The following is a 13817-nucleotide window of genomic DNA, read 5'->3' as shown; positions in this document are numbered from 1 at the left end:
AATGTCAGAATATTCAGACAGCGGAGCTCCTTGGTAGCGGTTGTCTTGGAGGACAAGCCTTTCTACCGGAGCTCCGTTCTATTCACGTGGATCAACACGCCGCCATTGACATCCAGGCCAAATCCTTATCTACACGGCCTTGGCGCTAGCCCACCGCCAGCCCGCCCTGGGTGTCAGGCACAGTCGCTGCAGATGCCCGGGCCCGCCCTGCGGCTGGCGTGGCAGACAAGAAAGCAGCGTTCGCACCGGAACTCGTCGGCCTGCATGGGGACCACCGGGACGGTGAGCTCCTCATCGAGGATGACGTCCGGCACCTCAAACACCTCATCGGCCGTCCCATCATCGACATCACTGGGCGCTGGTGTGCCGAGCCCGCGTGCCTGAAGGTCTTCGAGGCTATCGGGCACCAGCACGCCATCGGGCATAGTCCGGGGCACGTCGTAGTCAAGCGTCTTCGCCATCGCAACTCCTTCCGCACAATCTGTCTGTCGTAAGCGGACAGCGGGTACCCGCGCGGTACAGCCGGTAAACCAGCCGCCGGAGCGGATTTCCGGTGGGCCGGCGGCCGGCGGCGCCTAGCCCGCCGCGGGCAGGGCCAGACCCAGCGCGCCGGGACCCGACACCTGCGCCTTGGAGCCACTGCGGCACAACAGATCCAGGCCGACCCGGGCGCGGCGCACGCGTTCGCGCGACAGCTCCACCGCGGTCGCGTCGAGGTGTCCGCCCGAGGGGTAGATGTCGGGCGCGTTGCGCAGCCCGAACTTGGCATAGACGGGCGAGGCGATGTCGATGAGCCGCGGAAGCTCGTAGTGCCGGACGAAGCCGCCGAGATTGTCGGGCGATTCCACGTACACATCCAAGGGGATGTCCACAGTGGAACGTATGGCGCTCACCTGCGCCAGCGTGAGGTCCGTCGGCAGGTTGATCGTGTTGGCGCCCAAGCGTTCGAGCACGCGCGCCGCCGCCGGGTTGGCCGAGGGCAGCGTGACCGACACCTTTGCCTGCATCTCGGCCGGAAGCGCCCCGCGCTCGCGCAACTGGCCGAACACCGACAGCACGCCCAGATCCGACACCAGCACACTGCGCACGCCCAGATCCGCCGCCCGCCTGATCTCGTCAATGACCGCGACGAGCTGATCCTGCCCGCGCGCCGAGGCCGCGACGAACGCCCCACCCGACGAGCGGGCCATGGCCGACGCGTCCCAACCTGCGCACGGCCGGGCAAACAGGCTGAGCTCCACGCCCGCCGCCCCGGCGAGCCGGACCATCTCGTCGATCTCGCCGTCGGTGAGCAGGCCGACGCCGCTTCCCTGCGACACCCGCGCCACGGGCACGTCCCAGCGCTCGGCCTCGCTCAGCACCGCCTCCAGGCAGCGGGGCCCTTCGACGCTGGGAATCTCCACGCGGTATTGTCCGCCGTCGGGGAACCGCAGCGGTGACGGCTCCAGCTGATGGCCGTCCTCAGGCGGCAGGCCTAATTCGGCGAAGAGTTGCGGGGTGGTGAGCCGGTCAATTCTCATCGCGCTTCCCAGGATGCCGCTAGTTCGGTATAACAGACTCAGTTCGAAACTTCGGCCATCGAAAGTCTGCACGACACGTCATGGAGGCGTCAATGGGTCGGGCGGTCCCCGCTGTCAGCCGAGCACTGGACATTTTGGAGCTGTTTTTGGACCGCTCGGCGCTGTCCGCGCCTCAGATCACCGAGAAGCTCGACCTGCCCAGGACCACCGTGCACGAGCTGGTCACGACGCTGGTGGACCGGGGCTATCTAGAGGCCGTGTCGGGGGCACCCACCCGGTTCCGGCTCGGCATGCGCCTGTTCCAACTGGGCAGCCAGTTCGCCGATCGGCTCGACCTGGTGCGCGAGGCGCAGGACGCGGCGGGCGATGTGGCCGCGGCATGCGATGAGACCGTCCATGTGGCCGTGCTCGACGGCACGACCGTGGTCTATGTGGCCAAAGTGGACAGCACCCATCCGGTGCGCATGGTGTCGGCCGTCGGCCGCAGGCTCCCGGCGCACTGCACGGCCGTGGGCAAGATGCTGCTGTCCGGGCTGAGCGACGAGGCGCTCGACGCGCGCTATCCTCGCTCGCAGGGCCTGACCGCGATGACCCCGCGCAGCATCGCGTCGCCGACCAAACTGCGGGCGCACCTGGCCGAGATCCGGCGCGAGGGCGTGTCCTTCGACGACTGCGAGTCCAACGAGGCCGTCAAGTGTGTGGCCGCCGGGGTCTACGACCACACCGGCCGCATGATCGCCGCGATGAGCATCTCGGCGCCCACGATCCGGTGGAACGAGACCACCGAGGCGCAGTGGCGCCCGCTGGTCATCGCCGGTGCCGCCAAGCTTTCCGAGCGCCTGGGCCACCGGTCGGCCACGGCCGTCAGCGCGAAACGCTGAGATCCGAAGCGGGTGAGCAGGGGCCAGAATCTGGGTCCAAGACTTGCCCGCCAGGCGCAGCGGGAAGTCTCTTCGGGCGCGCAGCGAGGCATTGATAAACGCGCTGATCCCTGCCGCGACCGCGAATGCGGCGACGAGGCCAACAAATGAGGCGCCGCGAAGCCAGGCAAGGTATGCCGTGAGTTGAGCGCGCAGGACACCGTCCTCGGCGGCATACTTCACCTGGATGGTGTGCCGCAGGTTTCGTTCGGTGAGCAGCCGCATCGTCGGCTCCAGGCCGGCGAAGACGATGTTGTTGCTGGACGTGAGCGAGGCGATGAAGTCATCGTTGAACGTGGCGGAGAGGCTCGGCGCAACCAGGATCAGGGGACGCTCGGGAAAGATGAGGTCGCCGTTGCCGCCCGCCGCCAAGGCGATGTCCACCGACCCATTCGACTGGTATATCTCGAAGTCCGACAGCGACGTGCCCGCGCTTACGGCACGTGTCCAGATAGGCAGGTTGGCGTTCAAGTAGTCGGCGATCCCGGGCGGCACCTGGTCGACCCTATCGCCTCGACGGCACCGGGCGCGGCATCCTTCAGCATGAGGTCCAGCCATCTCTGGTTGGCCAGCGCCAAGGCGTCGAACCGCCCGAAGTCCGCGCCCCGAACGTGCGCCGGAGTGAGCGCGTAGCTCATCGCTACGTCGCTTCGCTCCTCCGTGCTGCGGACGACACCACCGACGTCCTTCATCAGAGCTTGGAATCCGGCTTCTCCGATGGCCGCGGGATGGCGCAGGACCACCTGGTCTGCCAGAGTTTTCCACTGCGCCTGCTGAGCCGCCACCGACTTGGCATCGGTGTAGGCGATCCACACCGGCCCTACGGAAGATCAGGAAGACGAACGTGGCCGCCTTGAGGATGGTCGACGCTTTGTGCAAGCTCTGCACGGCTGGACGGCGAGCGCCAGCACGGCGGCGCTCGGCCAAGACGTCAGAGACATCGCGATGGCAACGCTCATCGTGATCGCGATGACGATGAACACTAGCCAGAACAACGTCTGCGCGGAGTAGGGCACGTATGGTGCACCACGAGTCAGTGCCACATAGGAAAGCGCCACCGCGGTGACCGGGACCGCGCCAATGAGCATCGCCGGCAAGAACTTTCCGAGATCCTCAAACTGGATCCGCCAGACGGGCACGCCGCCCAGGACGCGAAGCGCACCACCCCTCGCCTTGACCATCAGCCAGTACAGGGCGAGCGACACCATCAGCACGGCGCTTGCCATCAGTGTGGTGCGGAAGGCGCCTTGGCTGACGACAAGGCCGAGCCCCTGCAGCAGCGAGTCGTCCTCGCGCCGCACCCGTATCCCTTGCGCGGTCAGCGTCCTTGGAACTCATCGAGGTGGGTCGGGTCTCCCGTCACCAAATAGGTGCCGGTGGCAAAGGACTGCTCGAGAGATCCGGAGTGTGCGACCCGGCCCTCGGCTTGATCGCCGTACCAGCGCACCGGGTCAGGCAAGTTCCGTGACGACCCGAGCGGCACGAAGACCTGCCGGTTTTGGTCGCCGCTCAGTTCTGGGAGCACTTTGACGAGTCCCAGCTTCCAGCGATCACTCAGTGCCGCCAGCTCTTTGAAGGCGTCCTTGTCACTCAGCCTCGTCTGGCTGAAGTCAAGGCTCAGGGTGCTGGAGGTGTCGAGCGCCTCCGGAAAGGTGCGCGAGGCCGGCAAGCACTCACGACCGAGAAGATGGCTTGTGGCGGAAGCGAATCGCCAGACAGATCAACATACGACGATTGAGGCCCTGGGCTTCCCGCCACAGGCCGTTCGGCTTGACATTCCGGCGGGCTTTCGACTGTCAGATGGTGACTTGACTGCTGCCGACCCGACGGCGCAGGTGGCTGAGAAGTCTCCATGCGGCACCCGGCAGGTTCAGTTCGGTGCGATGACGACCTTGAGTGCCCCGGCGGAGTCTGGATCGGCGAGCAGGTCCACCGCCTCCTCGAACTCCTCAAGCTTGAACCGGTGCGTGATGAGCGCGCCCGGGTCGAACAGTCCCTCGGTGTACAGCGACACCAGCCACTGCCACGCCGGCCGCGAGGCCGCGAACACGCCCTGCACGCGCAGGTGCCGCAGGGTGATGATATCGGGGTCGATGGTGGCCCGGCCGCTGCCCGAAATGCCAAGCAGCAGAACGGTTCCGGCCCGGCGGGCGAGCATGAGCGCCGATGCCGCGCCCTCGGGCGAGTTGGTCGCCTCCACCACCAGGTCGAACCCGCCGTCGCAGGTGCGCGGCACCTGGTTGCGCAGCCACGTCTCGGTCGCGCCCAACTTCATCCCGTACGCCTGCCGCTGCTTGTGCGACCCGATGAGCGCCAACCGCACGGGTCGGCTCAGGTCCAGCAGCGCCAGCGCGAGCAGCCCGAGCGGCCCGTCGCCCACCACCGCGATCTTCGCGCCCGCGGCGGGCATGCCCACTTCGAGTAATCCCGTCGCCACGCACGCCGCCGGTTCGATGAGCGCAGCGGTCTCGACCGATCGCCCGGCGGGCAGGGGATGCACCAAAACCTCGGGAACGACAAGGCGTTCGGCGAGCGCGCCCGGATGGGTGAACCCGGTCTCCGCATAGGCCCCCGCGCACAGGTTGACCCGGCCCTCGGCGCACCTGCGGCACACCCCGCACGACCGCACGCCCTCGGCCACCACCGGAGTCCCGGCCGAGAGCCCGGTCACGCCGACGCCGCACCGCACGACCACCCCGACCCACTCGTGTCCGGGCACGACCGGATAACGCACATACTCGTCGGGTCGCTGCCCGGTCAGCAGCTCCAGATCCGACCCGCAGATGCCGACACTGGTCGGAGCGACCAGTACCTCCCCCGGACCAGGTTCCGGCTCGGGCAGCTGGGCGAGCCCATACCGTCCCGGCCCGGTCACCAGGAGTGCCTGCATGTGAGTCCCTTCGCGCCGTGCCATCAGAATGGCAACAGTTCGCGATGCGGACAACACCCGGGACGCGCAAATCCGTTGGCGCGAAGGCAATCTCACTTCTTTCTACATTTCCCACCGTTGAAAACCGTTGGGAACCTTAGCTTAATTGCATGCATCAGCGCCGGGCTTATGCATGCAACGAGCTATACCAAAGCGGTCGCACGCGGCGAACCGAGCAGGCGCACGGCGATTTCGGCGTCGAAGCCACCGCACTCCCGCAACAGCCGTGCCGCTTCGAGCCAGTGACACCGCGCCCCGGTCACGTCACCCGCCGCGTGCAGGATGCGGCCGAGCGTGAGCAGTGCACGCCCCTCCTCTTGCCGCGCACCGGTCTCGCGCAGGAAGTCCATTGCCTGCGCGGCCTCGTCCCGCGCGGGGTCCAGTGCGCCCCGCGACAGGTGGACGGCAGCCAGCCCGGCCCGTGCGATCGCCTCGATCAGCTAAAAGCCGCCGTCGCGGGCAATGCGTGCGGCCCGGCGGGCATCGTGCAGCGCGGCCCCGCGCGATGCTCGCCCAGGTCGCTCAGGATCAGCGTGAGGTTGCACAGGTTCACCGCCTGGCCGTACTTCCGGGCCGCCTTGCGTTCCACCGCAAGGGATTGCCGGGCGCACGCGTGAGCGTCGCGCAGCCCGCCGAGCCCGTGGTTGATCAGTGCGAGGTTGCCCCGCGCCGGCCCGATGCCCGCGTCGCTGGCCTGCTCCCGATAGTGCGCCAGTGCCTGCTGTTGCTCGGCGACAACCCGGCGTACAGCGTCGATTCGCGCCTGCACGGCCCCTACGACCGCAGCGGCATCCTGGGCGCGGCCATCTTGTGAATACGACAGTGGGTGTCGGGATTGGGTGCCACGATCACTGGTATGAACGACAGTGACACCCCATGGGAGCCGCCGCTGGCCGGCACCGAGGCCGAACACCTCACCGGCTCGCTCGACCGGCTGCGCGCCACATTTCGGTACAAGGTCGACGACCTCGACGCGGCCGGGCTGCGTGCCCGGATCGCCTCCTCCACGCTGACACTCGGCGGATTGCTCAAACACCTTGCCGTCGTTGAGGATTACACGTTCACTGCCAAGCTTGGCGGCAAGCCGATCGGCGCGCCGTGGGAGGCCCTCGGCTGGGACGGCAGCAACGATTGGGAGTTCGGCTCGGCCGCCGAAGACCCGCCCGAGCTGCTTTACGAGCTGTGGGACGGTGCCGTGGACCGGTCTCGCGCCCGGCTCGCCGCCGCGCTGGACTCCGGCGGGCTCGACCAGCCCGTCCACATCGCTTGGCCCGACGGGCGGCACGCGAGCCTGCGACGGCTGCTGTGCGACCTCATCGAGGAGTACGGCAGGCACACCGGCCACGCCGACCTGCTGCGCGAGGCCGTCGACGGGCGCACCGGCGAGGACCCGCCCGCAGGCTGGAAGCCGAAGCCAGGCCGGTCACCGGTCGGATAGCAGCGCTTCGGCCCAGTGCACGACATCGGGGGCCACCGTGGGCAGCAGCGTGAAATGGTCGGCCCCGGGCACCGGCGTGTAGCTCACCTCGGTCCCGGCGGCGGCCAGCTGCCCCGCCGTAATCTCGCTGAGCACGGCTGGCAGCGTGTCGGCCGTGCCATGCGCGACCCGCACCGGCTCGGGATAGGCCGCGATCGGGATCTCCTGCGGGGCGAGCCGACGGGTCAGCTCGTCGGCGGCCGCAGCCGGATCGGTGAACACGTCCGCGTTGGTGAGCCCGGCGGCGCGTTCGGCAAGCTCGTCGATGCACAGCGTGCCCGCCTGGCGCACAAACGCGAGCCCGGCCGGCGTGAACCAGTCCGCCGCGCGGTAGGCGCCACCGCTGGTGAGCTCCAATGTGTACGCCGAGTAGAACGTCGTGGGCTGCGCCGGCGCGGCCGGATCGCGGCCAAAGGCGATGAGCGCCGCCCACTGCGTGACCGGTGCCAGCGCGATGGTCCCGGCGTGGTCGAGCCGCGGCGCATAGGCGGCGGTCAGTGCGCTCGTGAACAGGGCGGCATGCCCGCCGAGCGAATAGCCGACGGCAACCCATCGGCGGGCCACGGGTGCGATTCGCCGTGCCGCGCGGACAATGTCGGTCATGTTGTATGCCTCGGCATTGCCCGCGACGCCCGGACTGGGCGCGGGCGTGCCGATCCCCTCGAAATCGGCGACCGCCACGGCATAGCCCGCCGCGATAAAGCGCTCCTGTAGCGACCGCTCCCACGGGCTCGGGCCGGTGCGCGATTGTGCGCAGGCGTCGGCCACACCGCCGAAGCCGTGCCCGAAACTGACCACCGGCCAACCGCCCGCCGGAGCCCTGCCCGCCGGCAGCGTGAGCGTCCCGGTGACCACGGTCTGCCCGCCACGCCAGGATGTGGAGACATACCACACCTTCCACGCCTTGCCCGCACCCGCCAACCGCAGCTCCTGCGGCAACGGTCCACTGTGGATGACCGCACCCAGCGCCGCAGAACCCTTTGCCGCCACGGGCATCGCGGGCATCACCGCGAGCAGCACTCCCACGGCCACCGCCGCCGCTCTCACCAACCGCACGCCCACCAGTCTCATCGAGCGCAGAGACACATGTCAAACAATGGTCAGTCGTGGCCCTCCTCCCACAACCGGCTAGTTCGCGTGGCGACGGTCGCCGGGTGATCGCGTCCGAGCGCCTCCGTCTGCCTGGCCAACAGATCCGAGAGAACCGTATCGGCCTCAAGATGCCGCCCCTGCCGGCGCAGGGCTTGGCCGAGCCAATAACGCGGCCTGACCTCAAGGGTCTCCGGGTGCTGCGGCCCGAGGACGCGGTCGTAATCGGAGATGACTTCCCGCAGTACCGCTTCGGCCTCCGCGTGGCGGCCCTCCAGCACATAGCCTTCGCCCAAAGAGTGCCGCGCGTCGAGCGTCTCGATGTGATCGTCGCCCAGCACCCGCCGCCGAGCCTCGATAACGGATAAGTACCCGGCTTCGGCCTCCCCCGTGTGCGAGATCCGCCACGCCGCCCAGGAAAGGCAGCAACGGGTGTGCAGCGTGTCGGGATGGTCGTCGCCGAGCATCCGCGCACGAAGCCCACGGACCGCTGTGAGCTCCTGGTATGCCGATTCCCAGTCGCCCGTCTTGCCTGTCGCCCATGCGAGTTTGTGCCGCACGTCAAGCACGCTTTCCTCCGGGGCGTCCGGCACCGCTGACCACGCGTCGAGCACCGAGCCGAGCGCGTCGTGGGCGGCGTGCCAGTTCCCGTGGCGGCCCGTGGCCCAGGCAAGCTCGGTGCGCAGCCGCAGGCAAGCGGGATACCCGGGGTGGTCGTTGCGCAGTGGGCCGACCCGGTTGAGCGCGTCCACGGCGAGCCGTTCACCGTCGCGTTCGGACCCGCTCCACACTGCCACCGCGACCAGACGCCCCACCGCGTTGAGCAATCGCGCCAGATCGGCCTCGTCGAGATGGGGCACGGTGCTTTCGAGCATCTGCCGCGCGTGCGGGATGAGGGCATGCCCGATCGGCCACCTCGCGTTGTCATCGAAGCGCACCGGTTCCACGGCAGCCGACATCAGCTCGACGGCGAGCCGATGGGTCGCCCGGCACGAGGCGACGCCTTCCAGTTGAAGGTGGATGCGGTTGGTCTCGGCCACGAGCGGGTGCAGCGACACGGCCTTGACGGGCACGCCACCGATCGGCCAATTGAGCTCGGTGACGAGACTGAGCCGGGCCAAACCGCGCAGGCCGGCAATGAGCTGCGGCTTGTCGTATTCGGACCCGTGCTCCAACACGCTCACGGGAATCGCCACCGTGGACGCGAAGCATGACAGCAGCCGCAGCAGGGGTCTGGCCTGGGAGATGCCCTTGCCGGCGAGGCTGTCCAGGGAAAGCTCGTAGGTGGACATCACCGTGCGACGCGGATCGCTCGCGGTGCCCATGCCGTCGTCCGGCTCGGCCACCTCACCGATGCCGTCCGCATTGAGCTCATCCACATAGGCGCGAAACGAGCTCCAGCGCGCAAACTCCCAACCGAGACCGCGTCCCGCCATGTTGAGCGCGAGCGGCAAGCCGGCCAGGCGGCGGGCCAGGCTCCGGGCTTCGTGTTCGGTGCCACCGGCAGGGGCCAGGTCGAGCAGCATGCGAGCCGCGTTGGCCTCGCCCAGCGGGCTCACGTCGATGACGACCGCGGCGTCGCCCCAAACCCGATGGCTGCCCACGCGGCTGGTGAGCAGCACGAGTCCGCGACGGCTCGGCCGCACCCAGCCGGACCCGTTGAGCGGGCCCAAGACGCCAACGTCGTCAGCGTCGTCGAACACCAGCAACCAGCCTCGGCGGGCTCGGCTGAGCAATCGCCAGAATCTGTCCTGGGCGTGACCGGTACCGGCGCGGATGCCAGCCGAGTCGGCAGACGTTCCGCCAAGCTTTTCGGCGACCGCGACCAGGCCCTCGGTGAACGTCTCGGGCGTGCGCGCCGAAACCCACCAGACGGAGCGCAACGTGGCCTGCATCCTCCACTCACACAGCTTCGAGGCAATCGCCGACTTGCCCACGCCGCCGAGTCCGGCAAGCACCACGAACCGCCCGCCCGGCCGCCGAACCGCCTTGCGCAGCAACGACATTTCCGCGGCCCGTCCGCGCAGCACCGTGCGCGCCTCGCCGGTCGGCGCGACAAGAGACACGACTGCGGTAGTGGCGGGCGCTGACCGCCGCTTGAGCCACCGGTGCACCGTCGGCCAGGCCGTCAAGCCCGCGAGCGCGACACCGATGACGGCGACGACAAGCTCGGCCAGCTCAAGATTGACAAACGTAAGGGCGACAATAGTCACGGTCTTCATTGTGAGTGGCCCGATCGACGCGCGCCATGCCACCCGGTGGTGCCATATACCCCCGGGTGGTATGGTGCACGGGACGCGAAGACGAGAGGAGCATGGAATGAAACGGGTGTCGCGGGCGCTCGCCGCAGGAGGGTCGTGGGGCCGATTCTGGTGGCACTACGTGCAGATGGTCATCGCGATGATGGTCGGGATGGCGCTGACTCCCCTGGGCGGCATGCTGTTCAAATCCCTTGGAGCCCAGGCGGTCTACGCCCGTCCCGACGTGCACACCCTTGTCATGGCGACGGCCATGACGATCGGCATGACGGTGTGGATGGTGATCCGGCGACACGGCTGGCGCCCCATCGCCGAGATGGCCGCTGCGATGTATCTGCCGTTTATCGCGCTGTTCCCGTTGCTGTGGGCCGGTCTGATCGACGAGGGTGCGCTGTCGGGCATCGGGCACATGCTCATGCTTCCCGCGATGGCCGGCGTCATGCTGCTGCGCCCCGAGGAATACATGATGCCGCACGCGCATCACGCCCACGCCACCGCGCACCTGCAAGAGGCCGGCGAGACGAAGTAGGCGCGCTGACCCGGCACCATGCCGGGTCAGCCGGCGCGGCGGGAGCGGCCAAGCGCCAGCCGGCCGAGGACCACGCCGATCAGCCCGACCACGCCGGCCACGACATCCCCGCCCAGTCCGTTGCCGGTGCCGAGACCACCGTCGGCCGTGGCCACCACGATCGCGCCGACGACAATGCCGATCGCGCCCAGCAATTGGGCCGTGACGGCGCGGCGTCTCCGGCTGTCACCGGTCGAGCGGAGCAGAGCCAGCCCACCGACGATCACGCCGGCCAGCGCCAGCAAACCGGCCACGATGGCCGCGATTCGCCCGGGGCCCATGGTGTAGGCAGTGACCTCGTCCGGCTGAGCCGAGACGTGGGCAAGCACGTGTTGGATGGACATCGTCGATCCCTTCGAACGCGTAACGAATACAGCGGAAGCGTATGTATCGACGTGCTCCTGTGTCGTCGTGCGAGAGTCGCGAGTGGCGTACGAGCCGTGTCGTACGCGCGCGGGGATTCATACCCCCGGTGTTGTCGCCATCAACGGGGCGGTTGAGTCGCGGACGACCAGTGCCGGTGCGAACACCTTGTGCCCCGTCCGGCGGGGCGATCCGGCCGGCTCACGGGTCAGGCCGACCGCCTGCGCCACGGCGTGGCCCACGATCTCCGCGATCGGCATGCGCAGCGTGGTGAGCGCGGGCACGGTGTGCGCGGCGATGAGGATGTCGTCGAATCCCACCACGGACAGGCGATCCGGCACGGTCGCGCCGAGGCTGTGCGCGGCGTGCAGGACGCCGACCGCCACGAGGTCGGTCGACGTCGCGACTGCCGTCGGCGGCTCGGGATGCGCGAGCAGGCGGCGCAGCGCGGCGTCACCGCCCGCGAGCGTGTTGGGGCACTGCTCGACATAGCCGGGCGGCACCGCGCCGAAGCGCTCCCGCATGAAATCGGCGTAGGCCTCCACCCGTACCCGATAATTGCCTGGAAGTTCGGCATTGACGAAGGCAATCCGCCTATGTCCCAACGATTCCAGGTGGCTCAGCCCGGCGCGGATGCCGGCCCGGTCGTCGGCGTCGACGGTCGGGAAGTCGTGCGGCCCGATGCCCGGCCACAGCGCCACCACCGGCACGACGGAGCTGCGCAGCTCGGTCAGCAGCTTCGGGTGCTCCTGCATGGCGCCCAGCAGCACGACGGCGTCGGTGTGCCGGGTCTCCAGCACGGTGGTCAGCGAGACCGCGCCCTTGCCGGTCCGGCCGGGCGCGTGGCCGAGGACCACGTTGTAGCCATGCCCCATGGATTCGACCACGAGCGCCTCGATGGCCCCGGCGAAGAACGGGTCGCTGAAGTCGCGCACCACCGCGCCGATCAGGTTGGTCGCGGCCCCGCGCAGCCCGCGGGCCAGCGGATTGGGCCGGTAGCCCAGCTCGCGAGCCGTCTGCAACACCCGCTGCCGGGTCTGCGGCGCGATCGGCACGGCCGTCGGCACCCCGCTGAGCACCCGGGAAACCGTGCTCTGCGACACGGCCGCGGCGGCCGCGATGTCGCGCATGGTCGGCACGGGCCGGCTGGGTGTGTCGTGGTCGGACATTGACGCAAGATTAGCATCCAATGCCTGCATACGATTGCATTAGGAGAAACCCACGCCATCAGGCGCTGGAGACCCCCGCCTCGACCCGGGCCGCGACGGCCGCGCAGAGCTCACCGACGGTCGCGGTCGCGAGCTTCTCGGTCTCTTCGTCCTCGAACCGCACGCCGTATCGCTCCTCGACCCGCACGGTCAGCTCGGCGAGCGCGAGCGACTCGAGGTCGGCCCCTGCCGTGCCCAGGCTGGTGTCGTCGTCGATGCCGGTGACGTCGTATTTCATCTCGATGAGCGCTTCGAGGACGAACTCGCGAATCTCCTGAGTCGTGGTCATGCGATGCGCCCCTCCGCTGGCCCCAAAAAGATCTACTCCCGGCGATCCGAACGCTACACGACAAGGCTTGGGAGCGCTACCACGCCGGTCAGCCCGTCTTTTCCGGTCGATCGTCCATGGCGCAGTCGGGCTTCCGTTTGAATATGCATATCGTTCATTGTGGATGGGAGCCCTGTTCCCTACGCTGACGTCCGCGCGGTTACGGCGGGCCGTTACGCGGGCGACAGGAGCTGGAAATGATACAGGCGAATCAGCTGCGCAAGTCCTATCGCACCAAGCGTCGCCGGCAGACCACGACCGTCGACGCCGTGCGCGGGGTGGACCTGTCCGTCACCGAGGGCGAGATCTTCGGGTTCCTGGGGCCGAACGGCGCCGGAAAGACCACCACGCTTCGCATGCTGGCCACCCTGCTCGATCCCGACGGCGGACAGGCCCACATCGCGGGCGTCGACCTGCGCGCCAACCCAGCGGGCGTGCGCGCCGTGATCGGATACGTGGCCCAGGGCGGCGGCACCTGGGACGAGGTGAGCGCCCGCGAGGAGCTCGTGCTGCAGGGTCGCATGCACGGCCTGAGCAAGGCCGAGGCGCAGCAGCGGACGCACGCCGCGCTCCAGGCCTTCCAGCTCGACGAGTACGGCGACCGTTGGTGCAAAACGTATTCCGGCGGGCAACGGCGCCGCCTGGACATCGCGCTCGGCGTGATCCACCGACCGAAGGTCCTGTTCCTGGACGAACCCACCGCCGGGCTCGACCCGCAGAGCCGCGCCCACATGTGGGAAGAGGTACGCCGCCTGCGCTCCGAGGGCATGACCGTCTTCCTCACCACGCACTACCTGGACGAGGCCGACGCCCTGTGTGACCGGATCGCGATCATCGACTACGGGCGGATCGTCGCCGAGGGCACGCCCGAGGAGCTCAAGCGGGACATCTCCGGCGACGTGGTGATGATCGGACTCGACGAGCCGACCACGCGGGCCGAGGAGGTGCTCAAGGACAAGCGGTATGTGCTCAAGCTGGAAAGCGTCGGCGAGACCGGCCTGCGCCTCTATGTGGACGCCGGCGAGACCGCGATCCCGCACGTGATGCGGGAGCTGAACGACAACGGCATCACGCTTTCCACCATTGCGCTGCACCGGCCGAGCCTCGACGACGTGTTCCTCACCAAGACCGGCCGCTCGCTACGAGAGTCCTAAAAG

Annotated in this window: 18 protein-coding genes; 5 read left to right on the top strand and 13 right to left on the bottom strand. The window is 68.6% G+C overall.

The window, feature by feature from the left end; all coding sequences use genetic code 11:
• Positions 1 to 173: 173 nt before the first annotated feature.
• Positions 174 to 461, bottom strand: a complete 288-nt coding sequence (locus tag DM816_RS08160; RefSeq protein WP_117209534.1) for a DUF4193 family protein — start codon at positions 459 to 461, stop codon at positions 174 to 176.
• Positions 462 to 575: 114 nt separating this feature from the next.
• Positions 576 to 1520 (bottom strand): U32 family peptidase, encoded by a 945-nt coding sequence (locus DM816_RS08155; RefSeq protein WP_117209533.1) that lies wholly within the window; start codon positions 1518 to 1520, stop codon positions 576 to 578.
• Positions 1521 to 1612: 92 nt separating this feature from the next.
• On the opposite strand from DM816_RS08155, the gene DM816_RS08150 reads away from it, so the two are divergent.
• Together DM816_RS08150 and DM816_RS08145 are read left to right on the top strand one after the other, a co-directional pair.
• A complete protein-coding gene (locus DM816_RS08150) occupies positions 1613 to 2401 on the top strand; it encodes an IclR family transcriptional regulator (RefSeq protein WP_117209532.1) in 789 nt (262 codons plus the stop codon).
• 250 nt (positions 2402 to 2651) lie between these two features.
• Positions 2652 to 2915: a hypothetical protein gene (locus DM816_RS08145; RefSeq protein WP_117209531.1), complete on the top strand. Its 264-nt coding sequence runs from the start codon at positions 2652 to 2654 to the stop codon at positions 2913 to 2915.
• Here the strand turns inward: DM816_RS08145 and DM816_RS08140 are convergent.
• The 6 genes from DM816_RS08140 to DM816_RS08115 all read right to left on the bottom strand — a co-directional run bounded on the left by DM816_RS08140 (position 2908) and on the right by DM816_RS08115 (position 6138).
• The gene (locus DM816_RS08140; RefSeq protein WP_117209530.1) at positions 2908 to 3255 is read right to left on the bottom strand and encodes a hypothetical protein; all 348 of its coding nucleotides are present in this window, start codon (positions 3253 to 3255) and stop codon (positions 2908 to 2910) included. The two genes, DM816_RS08145 and DM816_RS08140, sit on opposite strands and share 8 nt — an antisense overlap.
• A gap of 15 nt (positions 3256 to 3270) precedes the next feature.
• Entirely contained in the window at positions 3271 to 3741 is a 471-nt protein-coding gene (locus tag DM816_RS08135) for a hypothetical protein (RefSeq protein ID WP_117209529.1), read from the bottom strand.
• A 17-nt stretch (positions 3742 to 3758) separates the two neighbouring features.
• Positions 3759 to 4109 (bottom strand): hypothetical protein, encoded by a 351-nt coding sequence (locus DM816_RS08130; RefSeq protein WP_117209528.1) that lies wholly within the window; start codon positions 4107 to 4109, stop codon positions 3759 to 3761.
• Between the two features lie 201 nt (positions 4110 to 4310).
• Positions 4311 to 5330, bottom strand: a complete 1020-nt coding sequence (locus tag DM816_RS08125) for a zinc-dependent alcohol dehydrogenase (RefSeq protein ID WP_162907225.1) — start codon at positions 5328 to 5330, stop codon at positions 4311 to 4313.
• A 182-nt stretch (positions 5331 to 5512) separates the two neighbouring features.
• A complete protein-coding gene (locus tag DM816_RS08120) occupies positions 5513 to 5719 on the bottom strand; it encodes a hypothetical protein (RefSeq protein ID WP_117209526.1) in 207 nt (68 codons plus the stop codon).
• A gap of 86 nt (positions 5720 to 5805) precedes the next feature.
• Positions 5806 to 6138, bottom strand: coding sequence for a hypothetical protein (locus DM816_RS08115; RefSeq protein WP_117209525.1), 333 nt, complete (start codon positions 6136 to 6138; stop codon positions 5806 to 5808).
• Between the two features lie 87 nt (positions 6139 to 6225).
• Between DM816_RS08115 and DM816_RS08110 the strand changes: the two genes are divergently transcribed.
• The gene (locus DM816_RS08110) at positions 6226 to 6807 is read left to right on the top strand and encodes a mycothiol transferase (protein WP_117209524.1); all 582 of its coding nucleotides are present in this window, start codon (positions 6226 to 6228) and stop codon (positions 6805 to 6807) included.
• On the opposite strand, the gene DM816_RS08105 is transcribed toward DM816_RS08110, so the two are convergent.
• A complete protein-coding gene (locus DM816_RS08105) occupies positions 6793 to 7902 on the bottom strand; it encodes an alpha/beta hydrolase family protein (RefSeq protein ID WP_162907224.1) in 1110 nt (369 codons plus the stop codon). The genes DM816_RS08110 and DM816_RS08105 overlap by 15 nt on opposite strands.
• 44 nt (positions 7903 to 7946) lie before the next feature.
• Positions 7947 to 10148 carry a tetratricopeptide repeat protein gene (locus DM816_RS08100; RefSeq protein WP_162907223.1) on the bottom strand — a complete coding sequence of 734 codons (2202 nt, stop codon included), beginning with the start codon at positions 10146 to 10148 and terminating at the stop codon, positions 7947 to 7949.
• Between the two features lie 106 nt (positions 10149 to 10254).
• Between DM816_RS08100 and DM816_RS08095 the strand changes: the two genes are divergently transcribed.
• Entirely contained in the window at positions 10255 to 10722 is a 468-nt protein-coding gene (locus DM816_RS08095) for a hypothetical protein (protein WP_117209521.1), read from the top strand.
• Between the two features lie 26 nt (positions 10723 to 10748).
• On the opposite strand, the gene DM816_RS08090 is transcribed toward DM816_RS08095, so the two are convergent.
• From DM816_RS08090 to DM816_RS08080, 3 genes are all read right to left on the bottom strand, one after another.
• Positions 10749 to 11105 (bottom strand): DUF6223 family protein, encoded by a 357-nt coding sequence (locus DM816_RS08090; RefSeq protein ID WP_117209520.1) that lies wholly within the window; start codon positions 11103 to 11105, stop codon positions 10749 to 10751.
• A 117-nt stretch (positions 11106 to 11222) separates the two neighbouring features.
• On the bottom strand, positions 11223 to 12293 hold the full coding sequence (locus tag DM816_RS08085; protein ID WP_162907222.1) for a LacI family DNA-binding transcriptional regulator: 1071 nt from the start codon (positions 12291 to 12293) through the stop codon (positions 11223 to 11225).
• A 58-nt stretch (positions 12294 to 12351) separates the two neighbouring features.
• On the bottom strand, positions 12352 to 12621 hold the full coding sequence (locus tag DM816_RS08080; protein ID WP_117209518.1) for an acyl carrier protein: 270 nt from the start codon (positions 12619 to 12621) through the stop codon (positions 12352 to 12354).
• 236 nt (positions 12622 to 12857) lie between these two features.
• Here DM816_RS08080 and DM816_RS08075 point away from each other — a divergent pair, with 236 nt between their 5' ends.
• Entirely contained in the window at positions 12858 to 13814 is a 957-nt protein-coding gene (locus DM816_RS08075; protein ID WP_117209517.1) for an ATP-binding cassette domain-containing protein, read from the top strand.
• Positions 13815 to 13817: the final 3 nt, after the last annotated feature.

Source organism: Allorhizocola rhizosphaerae (genome assembly GCF_003426775.1).
GTDB lineage: Bacteria > Actinomycetota > Actinomycetes > Mycobacteriales > Micromonosporaceae > Allorhizocola > Allorhizocola rhizosphaerae.
This window is presented reverse-complemented; position numbering and strand designations above follow the sequence as displayed.